At 41.4% G+C, this 23,952-nt stretch carries 21 protein-coding genes and 1 pseudogene; 11 read left to right on the forward strand and 11 right to left on the reverse strand.

Annotated features, from left to right (window positions below):
* Nucleotides 1-61: 61 nt before the first annotated feature.
* From CSV69_RS06725 to kynU, 4 genes are all read right to left on the reverse strand, one after another.
* A complete protein-coding gene (locus tag CSV69_RS06725; protein ID WP_099692998.1) occupies nt 62-1,702 on the reverse strand; it encodes an S-layer homology domain-containing protein in 1,641 nt (546 codons plus the stop codon).
* Nucleotides 1,703-1,769: 67 nt separating this feature from the next.
* Nucleotides 1,770-2,588, reverse strand: a complete 819-nt coding sequence (kynA, locus tag CSV69_RS06730) for a tryptophan 2,3-dioxygenase (RefSeq protein ID WP_085427547.1) — start codon at nt 2,586-2,588, stop codon at nt 1,770-1,772.
* Nucleotides 2,585-3,217: an arylformamidase gene (gene kynB / locus CSV69_RS06735; RefSeq protein WP_099692999.1), complete on the reverse strand. Its 633-nt coding sequence runs from the start codon at nt 3,215-3,217 to the stop codon at nt 2,585-2,587. Before kynB ends, kynA begins: the two co-directional genes overlap by 4 nt.
* The gene (gene kynU, locus CSV69_RS06740) at nt 3,214-4,485 is read right to left on the reverse strand and encodes a kynureninase (protein ID WP_099693000.1); all 1,272 of its coding nucleotides are present in this window, start codon (nt 4,483-4,485) and stop codon (nt 3,214-3,216) included. The genes kynB and kynU overlap by 4 nt, the downstream gene beginning before the upstream one ends.
* Before the next feature lie 123 nt (nt 4,486-4,608).
* On the opposite strand from kynU, the gene CSV69_RS06745 reads away from it, so the two are divergent.
* Nucleotides 4,609-4,923, forward strand: a complete 315-nt coding sequence (locus CSV69_RS06745; protein WP_099693001.1) for an MGMT family protein — start codon at nt 4,609-4,611, stop codon at nt 4,921-4,923.
* 220 nt (nt 4,924-5,143) lie between these two features.
* Here CSV69_RS06745 and CSV69_RS06750 read toward each other — a convergent pair whose 3' ends face one another.
* The 3 genes from CSV69_RS06750 to CSV69_RS06760 are packed head-to-tail and all read right to left on the reverse strand — an operon-like array spanning nt 5,144 to nt 7,405.
* Nucleotides 5,144-5,881, reverse strand: coding sequence for an amino acid ABC transporter ATP-binding protein (locus tag CSV69_RS06750; RefSeq protein ID WP_099693002.1), 738 nt, complete (start codon nt 5,879-5,881; stop codon nt 5,144-5,146).
* Nucleotides 5,878-6,594 (reverse strand): amino acid ABC transporter permease, encoded by a 717-nt coding sequence (locus tag CSV69_RS06755; protein WP_085427552.1) that lies wholly within the window; start codon nt 6,592-6,594, stop codon nt 5,878-5,880. The genes CSV69_RS06750 and CSV69_RS06755 overlap by 4 nt, the downstream gene beginning before the upstream one ends.
* Nucleotides 6,584-7,405 carry an amino acid ABC transporter substrate-binding protein gene (locus tag CSV69_RS06760; RefSeq protein WP_085427553.1) on the reverse strand — a complete coding sequence of 274 codons (822 nt, stop codon included), beginning with the start codon at nt 7,403-7,405 and terminating at the stop codon, nt 6,584-6,586. The genes CSV69_RS06755 and CSV69_RS06760 overlap by 11 nt, the downstream gene beginning before the upstream one ends.
* Nucleotides 7,406-7,638: 233 nt before the next feature.
* Here CSV69_RS06760 and CSV69_RS06765 point away from each other — a divergent pair, with 233 nt between their 5' ends.
* Nucleotides 7,639-9,150, forward strand: coding sequence for an APC family permease (locus tag CSV69_RS06765; RefSeq protein WP_099693003.1), 1,512 nt, complete (start codon nt 7,639-7,641; stop codon nt 9,148-9,150).
* A gap of 147 nt (nt 9,151-9,297) precedes the next feature.
* Here the strand turns inward: CSV69_RS06765 and CSV69_RS06770 are convergent, their stop codons facing one another.
* A complete protein-coding gene (locus tag CSV69_RS06770) occupies nt 9,298-10,794 on the reverse strand; it encodes a DASS family sodium-coupled anion symporter (RefSeq protein WP_099693004.1) in 1,497 nt (498 codons plus the stop codon).
* Nucleotides 10,795-11,229: 435 nt separating this feature from the next.
* Here CSV69_RS06770 and nhaC point away from each other — a divergent pair, with 435 nt between their 5' ends.
* Nucleotides 11,230-12,609: a Na+/H+ antiporter NhaC gene (nhaC, locus tag CSV69_RS06775; protein ID WP_099693005.1), complete on the forward strand. Its 1,380-nt coding sequence runs from the start codon at nt 11,230-11,232 to the stop codon at nt 12,607-12,609.
* 3 nt (nt 12,610-12,612) lie between these two features.
* On the opposite strand, the gene CSV69_RS06780 is transcribed toward nhaC, so the two are convergent.
* Nucleotides 12,613-13,563: a hypothetical protein gene (locus CSV69_RS06780; protein ID WP_085427557.1), complete on the reverse strand. Its 951-nt coding sequence runs from the start codon at nt 13,561-13,563 to the stop codon at nt 12,613-12,615.
* Nucleotides 13,564-13,680: 117 nt separating this feature from the next.
* Between CSV69_RS06780 and CSV69_RS06785 the strand changes: the two genes are divergently transcribed.
* From CSV69_RS06785 to CSV69_RS06820, 8 genes and pseudogenes are all read left to right on the forward strand, one after another.
* A complete protein-coding gene (locus CSV69_RS06785; RefSeq protein WP_085427558.1) occupies nt 13,681-14,295 on the forward strand; it encodes a DUF421 domain-containing protein in 615 nt (204 codons plus the stop codon).
* A 409-nt stretch (nt 14,296-14,704) separates the two neighbouring features.
* Nucleotides 14,705-15,301 carry an N-acetyltransferase gene (locus CSV69_RS06790; protein WP_099624878.1) on the forward strand — a complete coding sequence of 199 codons (597 nt, stop codon included), beginning with the start codon at nt 14,705-14,707 and terminating at the stop codon, nt 15,299-15,301.
* Nucleotides 15,302-15,450: 149 nt separating this feature from the next.
* Nucleotides 15,451-16,551, forward strand: coding sequence for a helix-turn-helix domain-containing protein (locus CSV69_RS06795; protein ID WP_085427560.1), 1,101 nt, complete (start codon nt 15,451-15,453; stop codon nt 16,549-16,551).
* Nucleotides 16,548-16,775: a PLDc N-terminal domain-containing protein gene (locus CSV69_RS06800; protein WP_099624879.1), complete on the forward strand. Its 228-nt coding sequence runs from the start codon at nt 16,548-16,550 to the stop codon at nt 16,773-16,775. The genes CSV69_RS06795 and CSV69_RS06800 overlap by 4 nt, the downstream gene beginning before the upstream one ends.
* Nucleotides 16,759-17,655: an ABC transporter ATP-binding protein gene (locus CSV69_RS06805; protein WP_099624880.1), complete on the forward strand. Its 897-nt coding sequence runs from the start codon at nt 16,759-16,761 to the stop codon at nt 17,653-17,655. Before CSV69_RS06800 ends, CSV69_RS06805 begins: the two co-directional genes overlap by 17 nt.
* Nucleotides 17,652-18,416 (forward strand): ABC transporter permease, encoded by a 765-nt coding sequence (locus CSV69_RS06810; RefSeq protein WP_099624881.1) that lies wholly within the window; start codon nt 17,652-17,654, stop codon nt 18,414-18,416. The genes CSV69_RS06805 and CSV69_RS06810 overlap by 4 nt, the downstream gene beginning before the upstream one ends.
* A 95-nt stretch (nt 18,417-18,511) precedes the next feature.
* Nucleotides 18,512-19,495, forward strand: a complete 984-nt coding sequence (guaC, locus tag CSV69_RS06815; protein WP_085132109.1) for a GMP reductase — start codon at nt 18,512-18,514, stop codon at nt 19,493-19,495.
* Nucleotides 19,496-19,618: 123 nt separating this feature from the next.
* Nucleotides 19,619-20,279, forward strand: a pseudogene (locus tag CSV69_RS06820) (NAD(P)H-dependent oxidoreductase).
* 375 nt (nt 20,280-20,654) lie between these two features.
* On the opposite strand, the gene ltrA reads toward CSV69_RS06820, so the two are convergent.
* Together ltrA and CSV69_RS06835 are read right to left on the reverse strand one after the other, a co-directional pair.
* Entirely contained in the window at nt 20,655-22,430 is a 1,776-nt protein-coding gene (ltrA, locus tag CSV69_RS06830; protein ID WP_099693010.1) for a group II intron reverse transcriptase/maturase, read from the reverse strand.
* Between the two features lie 837 nt (nt 22,431-23,267).
* Entirely contained in the window at nt 23,268-23,705 is a 438-nt protein-coding gene (locus tag CSV69_RS06835; RefSeq protein ID WP_099693006.1) for a hypothetical protein, read from the reverse strand.
* Nucleotides 23,706-23,952 lie beyond the last annotated feature (247 nt).

A 23,952-nucleotide genomic window follows, 5' to 3' on the forward strand; every position in this document is an offset into this window, starting at 1 on the left:
CAAAACCAAAAGACCAACCTCTATACTGGGGTTGGTCTTTTGGTTTTTACTTTATTACTGTTTATTGTGCAATAGCTTCCATTGAATGAACAATCATCTTCGCAGCATGTGCACGCGTCGTAGGATCATTTGGCATGAACTTGCCATTGTCCCCTGTTGCGATATTCATCTGGTAAAGACCTGCAATGGCCCATTGCGTATCTTTCGAAAACTTTTTGATATCTGTAAATGGTGCAGCAACTGTTGGCGTGAATGGTTTGCCAGTTGCTACTTCATATGTCCGACTTAGTACTAGCGCTAACTGCGCGCGAGTAATGGGCTGATTTGGCATGAAGTGGCCATTCACTCCACTGACTAAACCATAGTCGTAAGCTGCTTGAATATCCTTCTTTGTGCTGTCGGCATAGTCTGCTAAGTCGTTAAATGCCCATTTTGTGCTCTTCGGCTTAAGATTCAGTGCGCGGACCAAGATAGATGTAGCTTGCGCACGCGTCAACGATTTGTCAGGGCGGAATGTATGATCCGCATAGCCACTGACGATACCTTTCATTGCGGCCATTTCAATAACATCTTTTGCCCAGTGATTTGTAATATCCGTAAACATCACTGTAGGTTCTACTGGCTCTTTGTCTAGTGTGTATTTAGCGTTCAAGTGTTGCATGCTCTTTTTACCGTTTTGATCAACGGCTTGAACAGAGAAATGATACTCTTTATTTGGCTGTAGATCCGTGATTTCATACGTTACTATAGGAGACATCACTTCACCTACCATTTTGTCGCCATTAAAAATCTGGTACGTTGAAATCATTCCCGTATCAATGACCGGTACCCAGTTTAACTCTACTGTCGTCGCATCTTTTGCTGTAACTGTAAATGCGTCTTTAGCAAACCATGAGTAGTTCTCCATCAATGATTTGTGGAAAGCTTCCATTACTACTTTGTAGCCTGCTTGACTCAAATGAATATTTTCAGGATTAGGCAAGTACGTATAAGGATCTTCAGCGATCTGCTTTGCCGTCTCTACAAACTGTGCTGTAGTTCCTGTCAGTCCACTTTTAATCGCACTATTTATTGACATGACCAACTGTTCGACCATAGGCTGGTTTTGTGGACTTAAGTAAGGAAATGGATTGTAATAGCCCATCACATATACTTGTGCATCGGGATTCAAAGCATATATCTTTGCGAGGATCTGCTGTGTGTTCGTGCCGACCTTCATCATGGCAGCTGTTAGTTCACCTGAATTATACACCGGCGTACCCTTATCATCAAACTTGATATTCGGCAATACATCGTTTGCTCCAATAGTTAATGTGATGAGGTTAGCTTCTTTCACCGATTGATGAAGAGTAGCTGTTTGATCGGAGTGTCCCATACCGACAATCGGCTTCGTGACGTCCATTTCAAAATCCTTCAATACATCGGCCGTTTTATAGCCTGGATATGAAAACCCTTTATTGCTTGCTAGTAATACTTCCTGTTTAGCCAATTTTTCTGCTAAAAGATCGGTATACCCTATACCCAGTTCGTTCGTTGGTGTGACACCCGCTGCCAATGAATCCCCTAGTGCTAAATAATTGATAGGAGAAATCCACGTAGGGGCTTTTTCAGGATCTGCAGCAGAAGCTTGGAACGGCATAATAGCAATTTGCAAAACTAGTGCAAATGCCATCACTACATAGCTAATCGACTTCTTCGTCATTATACATACCACCTTTCCATTTTCAGATTATTGTAAATTTAATCATAATCGCTAGCTTGCCAGTCTGTCAAATTTTAGTCCGTACGTCCCATAGCTCTGGAAAGAAGCGATGATCTAGTACAGATCTTAAATAATGAACACCAGAAGATCCACCTGTCCCTTGCTTAAAGCCGATAATGCGCTCCACTGTTTTCATATGTCTAAAGCGCCATTGCTGGTGACTGTCTTCGATATCAACTAGCTTTTCCGCTAATTGATACAAATCCCAATAGCGATCTACATCGCGATATACTTCAAGCCACGCAGCCGCAACACTTGGGTCCCCTTCATAGGTAACAGAAAAGTCACGTGTGAGTAATGCAGGGTTGATAGCAAAGCCCGCACGTGCGAGTGCTTGAATCGCTACATCATAAATCCCAGGGGCTTTATACGCTTTCGCCAATCGTTCCGATAGCTCTGAATCTTTTTCATAGATTTTAATGATTTGTGGTTGCCTATAACCTAATGCAAATTCAATCAAACGGTTTTGATAGGATTGGAAGCCTGATGCCTTTCCTAAACTGTCACGAAACTCCATATACTCGGCAGGTGTCAATGTAGCCAACACATCCCACGCTTGAATAATTTGGGTTTGTACCTTCGAAACACGCGCAAGCATTTTGAACGCCTCAGGCAATTCATCTTGCTGAATTGATTCAATCGCCGTTTCAAGCTCATGTAAAATTAACTTCATCCACAGTTCATTCACCTGATGAATAATGATGAACAACATTTCATCATGATGACCCGACAGACGCTCTTGACTCGATAGTACCTTGTCTAAATGCAAATACTCGCCATACGTCATCGACTCCCTAAAATCCGTATGAATACCTTTCTCCTTCATGACTCCAGCCTCCTGACAACTGCACGGACAGGACTTCCATCCGCCTCTTCCAATGCTAATGGTAATGCGATCAATTCATAGTGCCCTACTTCCAATGAATGCAAAACTAGATTTTCGATAATGATGACATCATTACGATATAACGAATGGTGGCCTAATAATTCTTTACTGGTTTCCGGATCAACGGAAGGTGTATCCACACCAATCAGACGAATACCACGCTCTTTCAATAACGGTCCGACGTCTTCACCGATCACTGTAAAACTCTGGGGAAACTTCGTTGGTGTCGGATGACTTCCCGTTTTCAATAAAAGACGTTCAGCACCGCCAAAGTCCAGTGGCTCTAGATCAGCCCGTGTTACGCAACTAACGCCTGTCACGTCTACTAGACAAGCCTTACCAATATATAAGTCCACGGGCAGCTCCAAAATTCTTAACCCATCATTGTCATAATGAAAAGGAGCATCCGTATGTGTGCCAATATGCGTGCTCATCGTTAATTTTCCAATGTTAACAGAACCGGATTGTTCTTTCGATACCGCTACTTCATAAGAAAAAGGCGTATCTCCTGGCCACTCCGCGATATGCTGATTCAATGGTTGTGTAATATCAATCCACTGATTTGTCATGCAACCACCCCACGTTCATTCGGAAATTCTTTGTATAACTCTTCTTTCATAATTGTTTTAAGTATTTGTACAGCTTCCCACACATCTTCAAATGAATTGTACAACGCAACCGGTGCTAATCGAATACCATCAGGTGCTCTGAAGTCAGGAACCACGCCTTGCGCTTTCAATGCTTGGCAAATTCTTGCCGCCTCGTTATGCTGTAATAATAAATGTCCGCCACGGGAATCATCTAGTGGATTGCCGATACCAAACGAATACTCTTGCAGTTCATCGTCAATACAATCCAGCATGAAACGTGTCAGTGCCAATGACTTCTCGCGGACTTTATCCATTCCAAGTTCCTCAAACATTTCAAGCGAGCCGAGTAAAGGAGCTAGACTCAATACATGCGGAGTACCGATTTGGTATGCCCCTGCGTCTGGTGCTGCTGTCATCGTGTGATCCATATCAAATTGCTTTGTTTTATCCGAGCCGAACCATCCAGCAAGACCTGCCTCTTTGCCGAAATGACGTTCATTGATGAATAGCCCGCCTACTGCTCCGGGACCGCCGTTTAAGTGTTTATATGTACACCAAAAAGCGAAATCCACATCCCAGTTATGCAGTTCATGAGTCACCGCACCGATTGAATGGGACAAATCAAATCCGATTACAATTCCTTTTTCCCTTGCTGCCTGAGTAAGCGTTTTCATATCCAACACTTGACCACTGCGATATAGGACAGAAGGAAGCACAATCAATGCGATGTCATCTGTCATTGCATCGATAATTCGATTTTCATCAAGCGTGAGCCCGTCTTCACTTTTCACACGAACTAGATGCTCTTCCGGATCGAGACCGTGTACTCGAATCTGACTTTGCAGTGCATAAATATCTGATGGGAAGTTTAATTCATCCGCCAATATTTTCGTGCGCTTTCCTGAAGGTCGATAAAAGGTAGAGACCATTTGATGCAAGTTCGTTGTAGTAGATCCTGTCGCGATCACTTCCGACTTTTCCCCTCCAACTAACGGCGCCATTCTATCCCCTAGTTGTTCTGCCATGAAATACCATGGGTGCTTTCCTTCGGTCCAGCCATCAATCCCTAAAGTCTTCCAGGATTCTAGCAATTCGAATAGTTTCTTCTCTGCACGCGTGGACAGCAAGCCCAGTGAATTTCCATCCATGTAAATTTTATCTTGCAACAAATAAAATTCCTTCCGGTACGGGGCTAATGAATCTTGTTGATCTAGTGTTATTGCATATTCAAGTGTATTGGAGCTCATTTATATTCTCCTTTCTGTCTGTACATAAATAATACCATAATGCCATTCGATGTCATCTGAATGATGATATGACCTTCACTAAGTTCTATGCTAAACTTTAGTAAAAAGGAGGTTTTCATAGCTATGGAAGCTTTTACTGAACAGGCCGTAGCGATTATTAAAGCGATTCCGCCAGGCCATGTCATGACGTATGGTCAAGTAGCCTCGGAAGCCGGTAATCCCCGTGGCGCAAGACAAATCTCACGTATTTTACATTCTATGAGCGCCAAATATGACCTTCCGTGGCACCGCATCATCAATGCCCAAGGAGGAATCTCCACTCCAGATCATGCAGAGGATAAAGGAAACACACAGCGAGAGCGATTAATTTCGGAAGGCGTTCAATTCAACGAAAGCGGACGGATCTCGCTTGATACGTATCGCTGGCACCCTGAATAAAAGCTTTATGAGCGCTCGTAGCTGTTCTATGATCGGTTTCGCGATGTGATAGAGCGACTACGGGCTTTGATAGAGCGGTCACCACGCGTAATAGAGCGCTCGCGGGGAATCTATGATCACTTACGCGATTTCTATGAGCAGGCACTCAAATTACACCGTCACTTATTCAGCGCGCAAAAAAACGCTTGACTCCCCTTTAGGAGCCAAGCGTTTTCTCTAGTTATACTTGTAATAAACTCAAAAACTTCTTCGTTCGTTGATGTTGTGGATTCGTGAAGATTTCAGCAGGCGCACCACGTTCTACAATGATACCGTCATCAATGAAGATCACTTCATCAGCAACCTCTTTAGCGAATCTCATTTCATGTGTGACCACAGCCATCGTCATGCCTTCATGGGCCAAATCCTTCATGACACGAAGTACTTCTCCAACGAGCTCGGGGTCAAGGGCAGAAGTTGGTTCGTCGAACAACATAACTTTCGGGTCCATCGCAAGTGCTCGGGCAATGGCCACACGCTGTTGCTGACCGCCAGAGAGTTGGAAAGGATACTTCTCTTTATGATCAGCCAGTCCCACTTTATCTAGCAGCGATTCTGCCTTTAGAACGGCTTCTTTGTGTGACAACCTTTTGACTGTAGTAAGTCCTTCCGTCACATTGCCTGTTGCCGTCAGATGCGGGAATAGATTATAACTTTGAAATACCATTCCCGTTAGCTGACGAAATGCACTGATCGACTTTTTAGAAACAGAGGAATTGAAGTCCAATTTTTGACCGTCTATCGAAAGTATTCCGCCGTTCGGTGTTTCAAGTACATTTAAACAACGTAGCAACGTGGACTTACCGGATCCAGATGGTCCAATAATAACGACCACTTTACCCTGTTCTATCTCCAAGTCCACGTTTTTAATAACTTCTAAATCTCCAAATGACTTTTTCAGTCCTTGTATCGAAATCATGATAACCCTCCTGACTTACCGACAACGCGATCCAAACGTTTTTCAATTCTCCCTTGGAATATAGACAGAATGAAACAAATCACCCAGTAGACAAGAGCGGCCATAATATAAACGAATAGGAATTCATAATTCATGGAGGCAATTTCCTGGGCTCTTCTGAATGTCTCGGCTACTAAAATCGTCGCAGCAAGTGAAGTATCTTTTACTAATCCGATAAAAGAGTTAGAAAGTGGTGGAACCGATACACGAGCTGCTTGAGGTAAGACAATCTTACGCAACGCTTGAGAATAATTCATTCCAATTGAATAGGCCGCTTCCCATTGCCCTTTTGGGATAGATAAAATAGCCGCACGAATAATTTCCGATGCATACGCACCGACGTTCAATGAAAATCCTATGACAGCTGATGGGAATGGATCAATTGTGATACCAATCGTCGGCAAACCGTAAAAGATAATGAATAATTGTACAAGCAAAGGTGTTCCACGGATAATCGATACATACACCCGCGCTATTGCTTCTAAGAGTTTGTTAGAAGAGATCCTCGCCAATGCAGTAAAGATGGCGATAATCAGTCCAATACTAAATGCGATGATTGCCAAAGGAATTGTATACTTAATAGCCCCTTCAATCAAAGGCCCGATGGACGTTGATGCGATTTCTTGGAATCTCTGTATCCGTTCGGGACTTAGTGCAATCGTATTAAGATACATCTTCGCCGAACCATTTTTCGGAGATCGTCTTCAATGTACCGTCTTCACGCATCGCATCCAACGCTTTGTTTATTTCTTCAATTAGATCTTCGTTTCCTTGTCTAAATACAAAAGCACTTTCCGATTGATTGTCTTCGGAAATTTCTTCTTCCTCAACAATTTTAATTGGAGCATCCGGTTTTTGTTTTAAATAATCGAGTGCAGATAGTTTATCGTTATATGTGCCGTCCACACGTTTGGAAATTACCAAGTCGACACCTTGATTAAACCCATCGATTTTGATAATTTCTGCGCCATTTGCTTTCGCTAATTGCCCATAGTTACTAGTCAGTGTCTGAGCAGCTTTCTTACCTTCCATACCGTCAAACGCAATATCCTCGTCTGCACGAACAACCAAAACAGAGTTTGAATGTGTATAAGCTTGGGAAAACTCGTACTTTTCCTTGCGCTCTTCATTGATGCCGACTTGGTTGGCAATCATGTCAAATCGCTTAGCGTCTAGGCCTGCGAAAACAGCATCCCATTGTGTTTCAAAAAACTTTACTTCCACGCCTAATCGTTTTGCAATTTCTTGTGTGACTTCTACATCATATCCTGTTAACTTCCCCGATTCATCGTGAAAAGAAAAAGGTGCATAAGTTCCTTCTGTTCCTACATTGAGTACACCGTTTGCGAGAACTTCTTCTAGCAGACCGTCTTGCCCTGCCGGTTTTTCAGCGGAGTCATTGGGCTTACTTTCTTCTTTACCGCCACAGGCAACTAAAACAGCGGCCAATAAAACGAGCATAAATGGTAAAAGTACTTTTTTCATTTATAAAACCCCACTATTCTTATAAGTATTTGTTGTTTAGAATCATAAAAGATTTGATAGACTCTGTCAACATGTAGAGCTTGCAACACTCACTATTACACTATACAGAATTAACTAATAAAACTAAATAGTTTGCCTATAAGATATTGATATAACAATATCGATTGAATACGTTTTGAATCAATAAAGAAAGGGCATACAATCGCTATACTATTAATTAGGGGTTGGATCACATGGATCAAGGATCTGAGAATGCACGAAGGAAATTAAATAAAACATTGAAGCCATCATGGGTGTTTGCCATCGCACTTGGCTCATCAGTCGGTTGGGGAGCATTTATCCTACCAGGAGACTGGATTCGATCTTCAGGGCCACTCGGAGCAATCATCGGTTTGGGAATTGGTGCTCTAGTTATGATGATCATCGCTTCAAGTTATGGTGTAATGATTAAAAAGTTTCCGGTTTCCGGAGGCGGATTTACATATGCTTTTATAGCAGCAGGCAAAGTGTGGGCATTTATCTGTGGTTGGTTCTTGTCACTTGGATATATATCTATCGTCGCCTTGAATGCTTCTGCACTTACTTTATTACTTAAGTTTTTAGCGCCGGGTTTTATGAAACAAGGATTTCTTTATAGCGTTGCGGGATGGGACGTATACATACCTGAAATCATCATTGCCAGTTTGCTCATTCTAGCTTTCGCCTTCATCAACACAACAGGAACAAGTATTTCAGGACAAATTCAATTTTATTTCAGTGTCTTGCTCGTTGCCGGTGTCGTAGTACTCGGTATCTTCACATTCGCTGGGGCCGATCAACCACTTGAGAATTTGCAACCACTGTTTAAAGGTAACCAGTCGATAATTACTTCTATACTTGTAGTATTGGCCATTGCGCCTTGGGCATACGTCGGATTTGATAATGTGCCGCAAGCAGCGGAAGAATTCAATTTCTCACCTCGCAAAGCCACTATGCTAATTATTGCATCTCTGTTCACTTCATTTTTGATTTATGCAATCATGATTGGTTTGACTAGCTGGACATTCCCTGCATCAGCGAATATCGGAAGCGGTGATTTATGGGCGACAGGAGAAGTTGTTCGTTCTGCACTCGGTATTGGAGGATTAGGTGTTATGGCAGTAGCGATTGTCATGGGAATCTTTACAGGTTTGAATGGATTCTTCATGTCATCCAGCCGCCTATTGTTTTCTATGGCGCGTGCACGTGCATTACCTAACTTCTTCCGTGGGATGACTAAAAACCAAACACCGAAATGGGGTATTTGGTTCGTGGCCTTAATCACATTGCCGACTCCATGGTTTGGTCGTCAAGCATTGACATGGATCGTAGATATGTCATCAACGGGTGTATCTGTAGCCTACTTCTTCACTTGTCTCGCAGCATTTAAAGTGTTGGCATGGGGCAAAGAAGAAATGGGACGTGAGATCGAACCGTTGAAAAAGTTTTTAGCATTACTAGGTATGATTGCAAGTGGGGCTTTCTTGGCATTGCTACTTGTGCCAACTTCACCTGCAGCACTTACAACACCTTCTTACTTACTATTACTCGCCTGGTCAATTGTCGGTGTGATCTTCTATGTGGTCATCCGTAAGCGCTATAACAGTTTGACACAAGAAGAAACCGAGTATTATGTGTTAGGTAAGTCCATCGAGTCTGAAGTAATGGAAGCCGCAACTGTAGAACCCGATACAGACTTGCCTATTCCAGCACCTACTCGTTCATAGAAGTGTATGTAATAAAACAACCGCCACAGAGTTTTGTCCTGTGGCGGTTGTTTTTGTAAGGGAAGGATTGTTTTGGGCGCTATGCTGCGTTTCATCTACGTAAAAAAGCAGAGACATCCTCAGTCTCTGCTTTCATTACGCCTAGTCTTATAAAAGTCCAATCCACTGCCAGTAAGTCGCACTGAGTAACAAGATGAGCAAGTACCCAATGACCGTAAGCGGAACGCCTGTCTTCAGGAAGTCCTTTACCGTGAATGCCCCTGTTCCATATGCCAGCATGTTCTGTGGCGCACTGACTGGAAGCAAGAACCCAAAACTGATGACGAACTGTTGAATCAGAACGAATCCGACTTGATTGACATCTAGGGAAATCGTTGTTGCTAATGCAATAAATATCGGGATCAGTGCAGAGGACAAGCTCGTCGCACTGGCAAACCCGAGGTGAATCAAAATATTAAACAGTGACAACAAAGCAATCGTTGCGAGCAACGGCATAGTATCTAACCCCATCGCGCCGAACACTTTATCAGACAACCACTGCGCACCTGTTGTATCTAGTAATAGTGTACCCAATGAGATCCCTACTGCGAAAACGACAATCGTTCCCCACGGAATCATTTGCTGAACAGTTTTCCAGTCGAATACACCGATCTTCGGTGTCAGTAATATCGCAATGGCAACAATGGTGACAGTCGTTGTATCAAATGGATGCAATTTTTCTTCTGTCGCCCATAAGAAAAGTAAAGCAACTGCAACGACAATTAAGCGTAATTCGGAAGCTTTGATTTTGCCCAATTCTTTTAATTGGCCTTCAATCAATTCCTTACCACCTTCTACTACTTGTGTTTCCGGCTTAATAACTAATTTCATGATGAAGAATAAAGCGATCGACATCAGAATAGACCATGGAGCTGCATACAAGAACCAAGAACTCCACGCAACGGATACACCGAACTCTTTCTCAATAAATCCGAGTGCCACCATATTTTGTGCAGCACCGGTTTTAATACCGACGTTCCAGATTGAAACGGATTGAACAGCCGTGATGACGAGCAATGCTCCCAATCGACTGTTTGTTGGCAATCCGAATGCTGCGACCATCCCAAGCAAAATCGGCACGACAGCACCAGCACGTGCCGTTGCACTTGGTACGAAGAACGCCAAGACGATTGATACGACGATGGAACCAAAGATAATAGCACCCGTCTTAACGCCAACTTTCGATAGAATGAAAAGTGCTAATCTTTTATGCAAGTTGGTCGTCTGCATGGCGGTTGCGAGGAACAATGCGGCCGCCACTAATGCAACAGCAGGACTCGAGAATCCGGCCAATGCCATTCTCAAGGCGTTTTTCGTCCCAAGTAGCTCCTCGGGGTTTTCCATATTTGGCGCGAGGCCAAGAAGTACTGCAGCTAAGCCGAGTATCATGGCTGCGCTAACAGGATACGGCACGGCTTCCGTCACCCATAAGATTACTGCGAAGGCTAGGATAGCTAGTGCTCTTTGTCCAACAACAGGTAGATCTGCCGGGTTAGGAAGTAAAACGATGGTTATGAGTGCGGCGAATGCCAAGAGTATCCACAATCCCTTTAGATTACGTTTCTGCTTCTCTGGATGAGGAGCAACTTCTTGTGCAGTTGTCACAAATACTCATTCCTTTCTATATATAGTTACTACTTATTATTACCCTAAATATTTCACCACTAACTGCCTTCGCGAAATATGTTGAAAAAAGGCAATAAAATAACATGTGGTATGGTTCAGAACACAGGTTTTATACACTAAAAAGACTGTTATTAGAAGCGGATCACTTCTCACAACAGCTGAATACTTATAATGCTTTCTATTGCTTTACATTTTCCAGCGTGAAGATAATCGGTCTATCCCTCTATTGACTTATCTTTCCGACGTGATAAAATTCAAAACGTTAACTATCTATATAGATAAAGAGCAATCTATTATATAATGAATCCATATCTTCCATGTTTTATTCGCAACAGCAAATAGACAGAGCGAAGTACTCCTTCGTCCTTTAAGGGGATGAAAGGAGTTTTTCTACATTTACAGGAGGTCATGAGTATGTTTCCAATTAAGGCGATTCATTTGCCAACCTTTAAAGCGTCGGTCATCCTGACTGTGCTAATCGTGGCGATGATCAGTGCTAGCATCATAGTATTTGATTCTGTACCACATGTACCTATTTTATTTGCTATTCTTTTATTATTTGGCTACGGATTATGGAAGAAGATTTCCTACAAAGAGTTGGAACGTGGTTTGGTGGAAGGAGCAAGTTCTGGAATGAGCGCAGTGTTCTTGTTCTTCTTCATCGGAGTTCTCGTGAGTAGCTGGATGATGGGTGGTACGATTCCAACCCTGATCTACGCTGGACTCCAAATCATTACGCCAACGTTTTTCTATGCCATCGTGTTCATCGTCACGGCCATTATCGGCTTATCTGTCGGTAGTTCATTGACAACTGTCGCTACGATCGGTGTAGCATTTATCAGTATGGCACATATTTTAGAGCTTTCTTTGCCTATTGCGGCAGGTGCGATTGTCTCGGGCGCATTTTTTGGAGATAAGATGTCACCGTTGTCTGATACAACCAACTTGGCCTCTTCGATTGTCGGTGTAGACTTATTTGAACATATACGCAATATGGGATGGACAACATTTCCCGCGTTCTTCATCTCACTGATCTTATTTGGTGTGTTATCGCCCAATGTAACATCAAGTGATTTTACGACAATCGAGAAATACAGTGATGCATTAATTGGCACTAACTCAATACATTGGTATACGTTGATCCCTGTAGCCGTGCTGATCATTTTGACATTCGTCAAAGTACCAGCAATTTTGACGCTGGCTGTTAGTGCATTGTCTGCTATTATTGTTGCCTACATCCATACCTTTTATGGAGCATCCGAAGTATTAAGTATTCTATTTAGTGGTTATGAAGGATCTACAGGCGTTGCAGTCGTGGATGAATTATTGTCTCGCAGTGACGGAATGGAAGGCATGATGTTCACGATTTCGCTTGTGTTACTGTCACTTAGTATGGGCGGCATGCTGTTCACATTAGGAATTGTCCAGTGCTTACTTGCGAAAATTGAAAGTGCATTACGTAAAGTGTCGTCCGTTATTTTGACGTCTGCACTTACTGCAATCGGTATCAACGTTTTGATCGGTGAGCAGTATTTATCTATCTTATTAACTGGTCAGGCCTTCCAATCCAGTTACGAGAAGGTCGGATTGGCGAATAAAAACTTGAGCCGTGTAATGGAAGACGCGGGAACGGTCATCAATCCCCTTGTGCCATGGAGCGTGGCAGGGATTTTCATCACGACCGTACTCGAAGTACCGACCATTGCGTACTTGCCGTTTGCGTTCTTCTGTTTATTGAGTCCCGTATTGACTGTATTATTCGGCTACTTGGGCAAGACACTGACACGTATTTAACGATTATGACATGATAATATCATCTTGTTGTTGATCAAGCCGCCGTATTTCCTCTTCAGAAGCTACACGCTTTCTTGTTAGTTGGTCCTGTATACGTCGGACATCTTGCAGGACGGTGTGCAGCTTCTTTTTTGCATCCGTAATACGTGTATGAACCATCCAATCAGAGAAGATGTTATCAAAAAACACATCTGTAAATGTAAAGATGTCATTTTGATTCACTTGGAATGAATCGGTCGCCGCATCTTGAACATCCATAAGCTCCGTTTCGTAATGACGCAGTGCACGCTGAGCTTGTTGTACCAGATCATCAGAGCTATTGATTTCAGAGTACTTGAGTGCGGAGACGAATATTCCTCCACCTAAAAAAGTATCCCACATCGATATACCTTCTGCTGAATCTAATTTTTTCATCGCACCATCCAGTGCACGTTTTGCTTTTTCTCCGGCTTCCAGTGCTTCGTCAATTTCACGCACCATCGCGAATACTCGCACCCGATCATCCGCTATTTTCTGTAATGTTTGATTGGCCACTGAATCATTCATACGGATCCACGACTCTTTTTCTCTCAGTAAATCCTCCCAGTCTTCCACAATGTACATGAAGTCAGGATGTTCTAGCTTCTTTCGTAAGTCTTGCTCTTCTTCTGACAAGTCTATGACGTTCTTTTCTGCTTCGTTAAACTTCAATTCTGCTTGAGCAGCTTCTTCAATTTCCTTTTTCATTTTTTCATCCCACGTACCTGTCCATTCACTGATTTTATTGGCAAATGAAAATTTACCCAGCTTCACAACATCTTGTTGCTCTTTTGTCAGTTGGCGGTGAAGTTGATCACGCGTTTTCTTCATAGCAAGTAGTTTTTCACTTGTCTGCTCCAAACGTTTGAGCAGTCGTCTATGATTCATTCTTTTTTCTTGCAAGGTATATTGTCTTTCATGAATATCTTGTCTCATATCCATCACTCCTTTATTGTTATACGGAGATACATTGAATAAGGATTCACAATCTTCACGCATACTCCGTAGAGATTTTCTCATACTAAAGAAAACTCACGAAAAGGCGTGTGCATAATGGATTTCGATTCAATTTGGAAAGCGGTACTCATTATCGTGACGGGAATACTGCTTTTGCATATTTCCGGACGCAAGTCTATATCTCAAATGACGATTGGGCAAACCGTATTGATGATCGCGGTTGGTACATTGCTAATTCAACCTGTAGCAAGCAAAAATTTATGGCAAACTCTTTTGCTTTCATTTATTTTAGTGCTGACACTTTTTTTCTTTGAACTATTGGCATTGAAGTGGAATTCTTTCGAAGGGCTTTTACGAGGAAGATCAAAAGTCGTGATCGAAAATGGGATTCTTAAAGTATCTACGATGAAAAAACTCCGTTTAACTGTGGATGAATTAGAAATGCATTTACGGCAAAATAGCATCGAAAGAATTGACGATGTAAAATGGGCGACTATAGAAATGAGTGGACAGCTCGGCTATGTTTTAGTCGACCGCAAGCAATACGCAACGAAAGAAGACATTGCAAGACTTCAGCTGACGTTAGAAGAAATGAGTAGCCAACTGAATCTCGATCATCCCATTACCAAAGAGACTAAGCCGATCATTGAGAGTTCCACTCTATTTACAGAAATAGAACACCCCACTTCCGTGCCGAAATCCCTTGAATAAAAGTTTAACGAGCGAGTTAACGGGGGAAGTTACTTATAACAACTCCAAAACCGAGAGGAAGAAAAGCATATGATTAGAGTAATTAAAAAGTTAGTAAAATGGGGAATGGTGTTATATCCTGTAGTAAAAACAGTGATGAATGAAAAGAAAAAGAAAGAGGCTTATTCAGGCGCTAAAGGGCGTAGATAAAGCACAAACTTACCAGACGGGAGATCTAGATCTTCCATCTGGTTTTATTATTATAATAAAAAAGTTAAATTTATTTATAAAAAAAGGTTTATTTTCTCCCATAAAAGAGTATACTAAGGTAAGAGGATTTTTTTCTGACCACTTTTTTCCTCACTATTGTTTGAACCCCAAACAAAAAGCTCCTGGTACACTAGATTACCTACGGAGGAGAATTTAACACATGCATTGGTACAACAAATTAAAAGAGTATTTTCCGATTGAAGAGATGAAGTCACAGGAACATATGGAGACATTACTGAATGACAAGAGCAATGTCTACTATAAAGAGGAAGGTCCGAAGCACGTATTAATGTACGTTGAGACGGAAGACTTCGTTTTCGTTGACTATCTTTTCGTATCTTCAGCCGCACGTGGTGAAGGGTTAGGAAAAAAACTATTGGATTCGTTGAAAACCAAGAACAAACCTATTTTACTGGAAGTTGAACCAGTAGACGAATCAGAACCAGATACTGAGAAACGACTGAAGTTCTATGCACGTGAAGACTTCACGCACGCACGGAATATTGGTTATAACCGTCGTTCATTGGCAACTGGTGAACAAACAATCCTCGAAATTCTATACTGGGCACCCCCGCAGTCTTCAAAAGCGGATGAAAAAGAAGTATTCAGCGCGATGAAAACAACCTACGAAGAAATTCACACCTACAAAGACCAAGATTTCTATGGAGATTCATACGATGCGACTGATAAGGTTCTTCAATATCAAGCAAAACCAAAAAAGAATATTTTAGAAGCTTTCGAATCAATAAGCGTATGACGAGAAGCCGGTCTTTCATAGACCGGCTTTTTTGTGTTCTTCTACATAACTCTACTCAGTTGACTCTTCGCTTCGTAAATCATCTAACAGTTGATTGAATCAACAGTCGCTTTACCGTAAACTGAAATAGAAGAGAAAGGTGTGAATCCATGCTACGAATAGGCGCTGTTATTTTACAGGAACGAAAGCGACTTAAGATTACTCAAGATACACTAGCTGCTCACTGTCTGGTATCGAAAGCCTCCGTTTCTAAATGGGAAAAGGGATTGAGCTATCCGGATATTACATTGCTACCTCAAATTGCTTCTTATTTTGAACTTACGGTTGATGAATTACTTGGCTATGAACGGCAACTTTCTAAAGAAGCCATTCAAACTCACTATTACGAATTCGCTGCCCGCTTTGGTAAAGAACCGTTTTCGCATGTCTATACGGAAGTAGAATCACAAGTCAAAATCTACTATCACGATCCTGCATTCCTGCTGCAAATGAGTATTTTATTGCTCAACCATCATATGCTGAGCGAAGATAGTCATTCTGTGTTGCAAAAAACTGATTGCTGGCTGGAACGGATTGGTCAACTGAGTGAAGATGTCTGGGTATTGCGACAAGCAAATTCTTTGCGTGCAACTGTCGCATTGATGCAGGCGCGTCCTGAAACGACATTGGAATTATTGGACGGCGTCATCAAGCCGAGTATTGGTGATGAAATTCTGCTAGCTACCGCCCATGAACAACTGGGCGACCAAGAGGAAGCGATGCGTGTCATTCAAGTCATGATGTATCAAAACGTAATTCAACTTGTTGGCAGCAGTCCTCTCTATTTACGACTTTCCGCTTCAAATGAACAACTATTTAATGAAACCATCCACCGAATAGAAGGATTAATTGAGCTATATTCGATGCGGACACTCCATCCAAATGTGTGCTTGCAATTTTATTTTAGCGTAGCACAATGTGCAGCCCTTTCATCCAACCGAACGTTACTCTATCTATACTTAAAGAAGTATGTAGATGTATGTGTTCATGATCTATTTCCTTTTTCATTACGCGGTGATGAATACTTCGACTTGCTGGAAAGTTGGTTAAAACAATTGGATTTAGGCACAAACGCACCACGCAATACCGAAATTATCAAGCAATCCATACTAGAGTCGATGGATGCGCCATTCTTTGAGTCATTTAAACAAGACGATGAAATGCAGGAGTTACAACAAAGACTACGCTTTGGATTGGAGGGGTGTTCATGAATACAGATATGGCTTTACTAATAGAATACTTGCCATTTTTAATTCCACTCATTATTTTACAACTAGGTCTAGCTATCTTTTCAGCGATCCACGTCGTTCGTCATCCGCATTACCGCTTCGGAAATCTAGTAATGTGGTTGTTGATCGTTCTATTAGTGCAATTTATCGGACCGTTGATATATTTCGTTTTCGGAAGAGGTGATCACGATGGTCGTACAAATTAATGGAGTAACGAAGAGATTTGGGAACCATGAAGTGTTACGAGATATCCATCTCAATATCCCCGAACATACTATTTTTGGATTTGTCGGTGCCAATGGCTCGGGCAAGACGACACTGATGAAATGTATGCTCGGTTTGTTACCGCTCAATGCTGGGTCTATCACGATTGCAGGTGAACCCGTGACGTTCGGGGAAACCAAGTCCAATCAATATGTTGGCTACTTGCCGGACGTTCCTGAATTTTATCCATTCTATACCGCAACGCAGTATTTAGAGTTATGTGCAGTCATTACAAATATAGCTGAAATAGAACGCCAAGAAAGAATTGCTGAATTACTTGAATTGGTAGGGTTAGCAGGAACTCATTCTTTAATTAGCACGTATTCAAGAGGAATGAAACAACGACTGGGAATCGCACAAGCATTACTAAACAAACCGAAACTTCTTATTTGCGATGAACCGACTTCCGCCCTGGACCCAGCTGGTCGTGCGCAAATTCTTTCTATTCTACAAAAGGCGAAAGCGGAAACAACGGTTTTCTTCTCCACGCATATCGTTTCTGACGCAGAACAAATCTGTGATCACGTCGCCATGTTACATGAAGGTACTATTATATTCCAAGATGAGTTGGCTCATCTGAAACAACAATCCACAGGACAATTCGTCTTTACTTTTTCCATATGTGCAGACGAAGTGATGGAACGCTTGCAACACACTGCCTTTGACATGAAGGTAGAGAACAACCAATTAATTGTAAGTTTACATGACGATAGTTCACAGATGGCTTTCATGCAAGCACTCATCAACCAAAATATCCTCATCCAATCGATGCATCCTCGAACACGTTTACTTGAGCAACTAGTATTGGAGGTGCTGGAATGAACCAGTGGCTCGGCTTTTTAAAGAAAGAATGGTTCGAAAGTGTAAAGTCGTATAAGCTATTGCTGATTATAGTCATTTTCTCGATTCTTGGTATATTGAACCCTTTCACGGCAAAAATCACTCCCCTTCTGTTTGAACAATTCATGCCTGAAGGTGCATTCGTCAATCTGCCTGAACCTAGCGCACTTGACTCTTGGATGCAATTCTATAAAAACGTTCCACAAATGGGATTGATCGTGTTTATTCTATTATTCAGTACGATGATGTCGAAGGAGCTGGAGAAAGGTACGCTAGTGATTTTGCTGACGAAAGGATTACGCCGCAGCACCGTCATTACGACAAAGTTCTTTATGGCACTTTGTTATTGGACGCTAGCTATCGCGCTGGCATTCACTATCACATACGCTTATACCGCTTATTACTGGGATCAAAGTCAACTGCACCATCTACTATTTGCAGCTAGTTGTCTTTATGTATTCGGCATACTTTTACTAGCGGTTACATTATGGGGCAACACTTTATTCGCGACGCCTTATGGCGGAACACTCGTCACATTACTTGTCGTGATTTTCTTATTTATTGTAGCTATATTTCCGAATTCAGCTAAATGGAATCCCCTTGAACTACTGACGGCTTCGCACAAACTATTAACTGGTGAACTGACACCATTAGACTTATGGATTCCTTACGCTATTACTTTGTTTATCGCAACCCTAGTCGTCTTACTGACTGTGTCACATTTCAAGAGGAAATTGCTATGAGAGCGTTGACATCGAATTGAAAATCATGTAAATTACAAAAGGACGAACAATCCAACATGATTTTATAAAAACATTCGTTTATAGAGGTGATTGTAATGGAAACCGTATTTGACTATGAAGATATACAGCTAGTTCCAGCAAAATGTGTGGTAGAAAGCCGCTCAGAATGTGATACATCCGTTATGTTAGGTGGTCACACGTTTCGTTTACCGGTCGTTCCCGCTAACATGCAAACGATTATTGACGAAAAAATTGCGATTCAATTAGCAGAGGAAGGCTATTTCTATATAATGCATCGTTTCAATCCTGAAACACGAGTAGATTTCATCAAAGATATGCACGCTCGCGGTTTAATTGCGTCGATCAGTGTCGGTGTTAAAGAAGAAGAGTACGGATTCGTTGAGCAATTGGCGATTGATGCACAAGTTCCTGAATTCATCACCATCGATATCGCACACGGTCATTCCAATCAAGTCATCCGCATGATCCAGCATATCAAAAAGCATTTGCCGATGAGCTTTGTCATTGCAGGTAACGTTGGCACACCTGAAGCTGTACGTGAATTGGAGAATGCAGGTGCTGACGCAACGAAAGTCGGTATCGGGCCAGGGAAAGTATGCATTACGAAAATCAAGACAGGATTTGGCACAGGCGGTTGGCAACTAGCGGCTGTTCGCTTATGTGCAAAAGCTGCATCTAAACCAATTATCGCAGACGGCGGAATTCGCACACATGGCGACATCGCTAAATCTGTACGTTTTGGCGCAAGCATGGTCATGGTTGGCTCATTATTCGCAGGTCACGAGGAATCTCCCGGACAGACTGTGGAGCAAGATGGTCAATTATATAAGGAATATTTTGGTTCGGCTTCTGAATTCCAAAAAGGCGAAAAGAAGAATGTTGAGGGCAAAAAAATGTTCGTGGAATATAAGGGACCATTGAAAGACACATTGATTGAAATGGAGCAAGATCTTCAGTCTGCTATTTCCTATTCAGGCGGCAAGACATTAAGCTCGATCCGCACTGTTGACTATGTGATTGTAAAGAATTCTATTTTCAATGGCGATAAAGTATTTTAATTTATTTCAACCGATTGGATATTTTACTCCAATCGGTTTTTTCGTCTGTAGTCTAGTAAGTTGAGTTTACTCTCCCCTATTCGTAAGATAGAAGAATATGTATTTACTGAGGGCGTGATTTAATTGAGAACACAGACTGAACAGATCAAGAAACAAGTACTCGATGCATTTCAATTTCGTCATGCGACAAAGTTATATGATGAAACAAAAGTAATTTCGGATGAAGACTTCGCTTATATTCTCGAAGCAGGCAGACTATCACCCAGTTCATTAGGTTCAGAGCCTTGGAAGTTTCTAGTCGTACAGAGTCCTGAAATGCGTGATAAGTTAATGCCTGTCTGCCCTGGCGCAGTTGAAAAGTTAAGAACTGCGAGCCATTTCATCATTTTGCTTGCTCGTAAAGGTGTGCGCTATGACTCTGAGTACTTAATCAGCCAAATGAAAGACATTCAGCAGATGCCGGCTGGAATGATTGAAACGGTGTCTGGCCACTATAAGAATTTCCAAGAGCTTAATAATATTTTAGATACTGAACGTTCATTGTTGGATTGGTCATCTAAGCAGACGTATATTGCGCTTGGTAATATGTTGACAGCAGCTGCAATGATCGGTATAGATTCCACGCCATAGTCCTGTTGGGCTTGAGAAGGTGCTGGCAGATGAAGGGTTGCTTGGAGATGGAGAGTTTATGCCGTCTGTATTGGCAGCGTTTGGTTATCGTCAAGCGGATCCTGCGCGTCCGAAAACACGACGTTCGTTGGAGGATGTAGTGGAGTGGGTGTAAATTCTTTAAACCATGTAAAAATGCTATCTTTCGTAATGAAAGATAGCATTTTTACTTGGAGTCGGTTAATTAGCTTTTGAGAACGTTGTTCTGCGTTGCAGCCGGACGCGTGTCCTATGGGCGGACGGTGAACCACACCTCTTCGCTACGCTTCGATGGGTGTTTCACCTGTCCCACTGATCCTCCCGGAGCCGGCTTCCGCTCCGATCAACTAAGCGACTACTAATAAGCTTCTTATAGTGATAGGTAAACTTTTGAAGTTATCGCCAGCTTTTCCCCCACTTCACACCGCACGTGCGACTTTCATCGCATACGGCGTTCCAACTAATCCAATTCATTCACTGTTTTTATGTATATGCAAGATGAAATGTAGAATCAGATTGCTTCGTTCAGGCATAACCTACGCAATTCATTGACCTTTTCAAGTTGTTTTACATTTAACTTTAGAACGTTTAAAAGCACGTGTATTTTCTCTCGATTTCTCATATGAATGAGACGATGGACTTGCTCATTTACCATCATTAAATTCCCATATGAATCATCTTGAGTTAGGTGAAACGGGATTTTATGATGACAGTGACAGTCGTTCCGACCTAATTCAATACCTGTAACAGCACATTTTCCGTATTGTGCAATAAATCGGCTAATCCGATTGTCGTTATATTCAATGGAACGACTTGGTATATATTGCTTCATCACATAAGCAAGTACCTGTTTATTAATTGCTCGCAAACTTTGATGAATTTTATTTCTACCTACGGTAGTGTAGTTACAGATGGATTGTGAGAAATTAAGATTTACTTTACAACGTTGGGCATGAACGGGAACAATGACCGATCCTTTTATTTTATAAAGTTTACATTCGTACCCTTTATACCGTTTTTGTAAGGTTTTTGTGAATTCCTGGAACGTTGCCTCTTTCCTCATTTCGTTTAAACGATTAAATAACGCTTTATTAAGACGACCGCTCAGCTCATTTAAGTCTTTTGTAATGTGAGATGCTGCGGAATAATAATTTTGTATTCCCATTATTATCGTATTGAATCGCCAAACATTCTCAGGTGATTGGTGTTTCTGGATCACCTTTATTGCTTGTTTAAGCTTTACCTGTGCATTATCCAGTGACTTTTTGGTCATATGGGATCGGGCGACATACAGCGTTCTTTTATTGGTTCGCTTTCGATGTGCTTTAATACGAAACCCTAAAAACTCTGAAGAGTTTTTCTTTAAGTTCACCACTTTAGATTTTTCCTCGCTAATTTCAAGGTGAAGCCTTGTTTGAAGAAAATCCTTCACTGCATAATGCATTTTTATCGCTTGCGAACGAGTACGACATAGTATTTTGAAGTCGTCAGCGTATCTCACAATATAACAGTGTTTCAGATTCGATTTTTTCAATGCATTGTATCTGCCAGCATATGATTGATAAGACTTTTGTGTTTCAAAGCTTTCCCATTGATGACTAATCCACCAATCCAGTTCATTTAATACAATGTTAGATAACAAGGGCGATAATATTCCCCCTTGTGGGGTGCCTTTGGTTGGGAATCCTTCTCCTATAATTTCGGCTTTTAAGAGACGTGAAATAATAGAGAGTAATGCTTTATCACGGATACCAAGTGACCACATTTGTTTTAATAGTTTGGCATGATTTACATTGTCGAAAAATCCTTTGATATCGACGTCCACACAGTGATATAGACACGCCCGATTAATGAGTGTCTCGAACCTGGCTTTCGCATGATGTGTACTACGATTTGGTCTAAAACCATAGCTGTGCTTATAAAACTTTGCTTCACAGATGGGTTCAAGCACTTGAAGAATACACTGTTGGAACAATCTGTCCCAAATAGTCGGAATCCCTAAAGGACGTGTTTTCCCATTCGCCTTCGGGATAAATACCCTTCGAACGGCTTTGGGGGAATAACGTCCAAACATTCCTTGTATCGTAGATACAACTTCTACAACGGTTAAGTGACTAATATCTTCAATCGTTAGTTCATCATATCCACATGTTTTACTGCCAGTATTTCGTTTAATATTGCGATAAGCTAATCGAATGTTTTCATCGGATTGCATTAAATCGAGTAACCCATAAAAATTTTGACCATTAGCACTCTGAGCGTATAGAGAATCGAAATGATATTGCATATCATAATACTCGTTGTGCCTCAGTTTCTTACGTTTTAACAAGTCGGTGGCTCCTTTGGAGCTGAACCTCTATTAGTCTTACAAGAACCTTATTAATCGTATAAGAACTGTCTTGCATGGTTGAATGAATCTTTCACTAGTCTAGTGGCTATCCCTCCACGTTCATTACACGCTTCGACGGTACTGTGCCACCACTTTCACTGATATAAAGAAAAGTTATACAATCGCTAATCTCACGATTCTTTTCCTTTTCACCGCATCATCGAGAGTAAGCCCTCCACGTTATCAGCTTACAATGTTGAATTATATCTATTATGGAACAAACTTAGGTGCCTCCTATGAGCCTGTTAGCATTGCATGTGCCTGTAACACAAGATGGATTTTTATATTGCGGATTCTTACTCATCCATAGCTAACCCTACATATGGTAGTAATTATATTTCTATAAAATGCGCGTCTAGACCTGTACATTCAGAGGTTCGTCAGCAATACAGTATGTTCTTGTATTTACATTGCATTCTCACCATATTTGTTCAACCCAAGCATCATGATTTACACCACCCCATCGGGTAGGCTTTCGTCAGCCAAACTGTTACGGTAAATTCTCACGCCTATTAGCCGAGCTTATAACACGCTTTTCCTTACTAATCAGCGTGCTACTCGACGCAGGGGAAGCCTTTCAGAGCGTTACCTCCTCATTCGACTTCTCGACATAATCCTTCAGTTTTAGGAAACCTAAAACTGCCTAACCTTTACCGAAATTGTGTGACCACATTTCATTTGAGTTAGGAACATTTCGCACCCACAATCGCGCCCGTTAGTTCAGTAAGGAATGATTCAATACTCAACTATATTTAGCCATTGACCATCAGGACCAATGGTTATGTGAGGGATTTTATTTGATTCAAATATGTTGTAAATATCAATATTCTTCTTGTTTAATATATTTAAATGTTGAGATACATCAGTCTCTGAAAACACTAAGTCCATTGTTGTAGACCGTAAGTAAAATTCGTATACATATTGTTTTTTCCTATCTTTCACATACCCTAAAAACCCTATTGTTCTTGGGAAAATGCGTGTTAGAGGGAACGGAAACTTATTAATTATAATAAAATTATTTGAAAGTTCTTTAAATAACTCTTCTTCCCATTCAGGAATAATGGCATAGATATAACATTCCTGTTTGTAAATGGAATTAATTATTTTAACAAATTCTTGCTCCTCAGTTTCTTCATCAAGCAATATTTCACTTTTCTTTGGAAGGTAATCCAACTAAACACCCCCTTGTTTTTTTTATGATTATAACATTAAATGAACTTTTTCCTTGTTCAACTAACCTGCCCCGTTAGTTTAAGTGTAATCCTTCACAATCTCGATTGCATTATAAATAAATATGTGGCCAATTGTACAATCAAGTTAGCCATCTAAATTCAAATAAAAAAATGCCACTATAAAATTTCGTGTATCATTGAAGTTACGAGACAAACAATGAGAGGAAGTTTTATAGTGGCACAACTTG

Origin of the sequence: Sporosarcina sp. P26b (assembly GCF_002743245.1) — a bacterium.
Taxonomy (GTDB): Bacteria; Bacillota; Bacilli; order Bacillales_A; family Planococcaceae; genus Sporosarcina; species Sporosarcina ureae_C.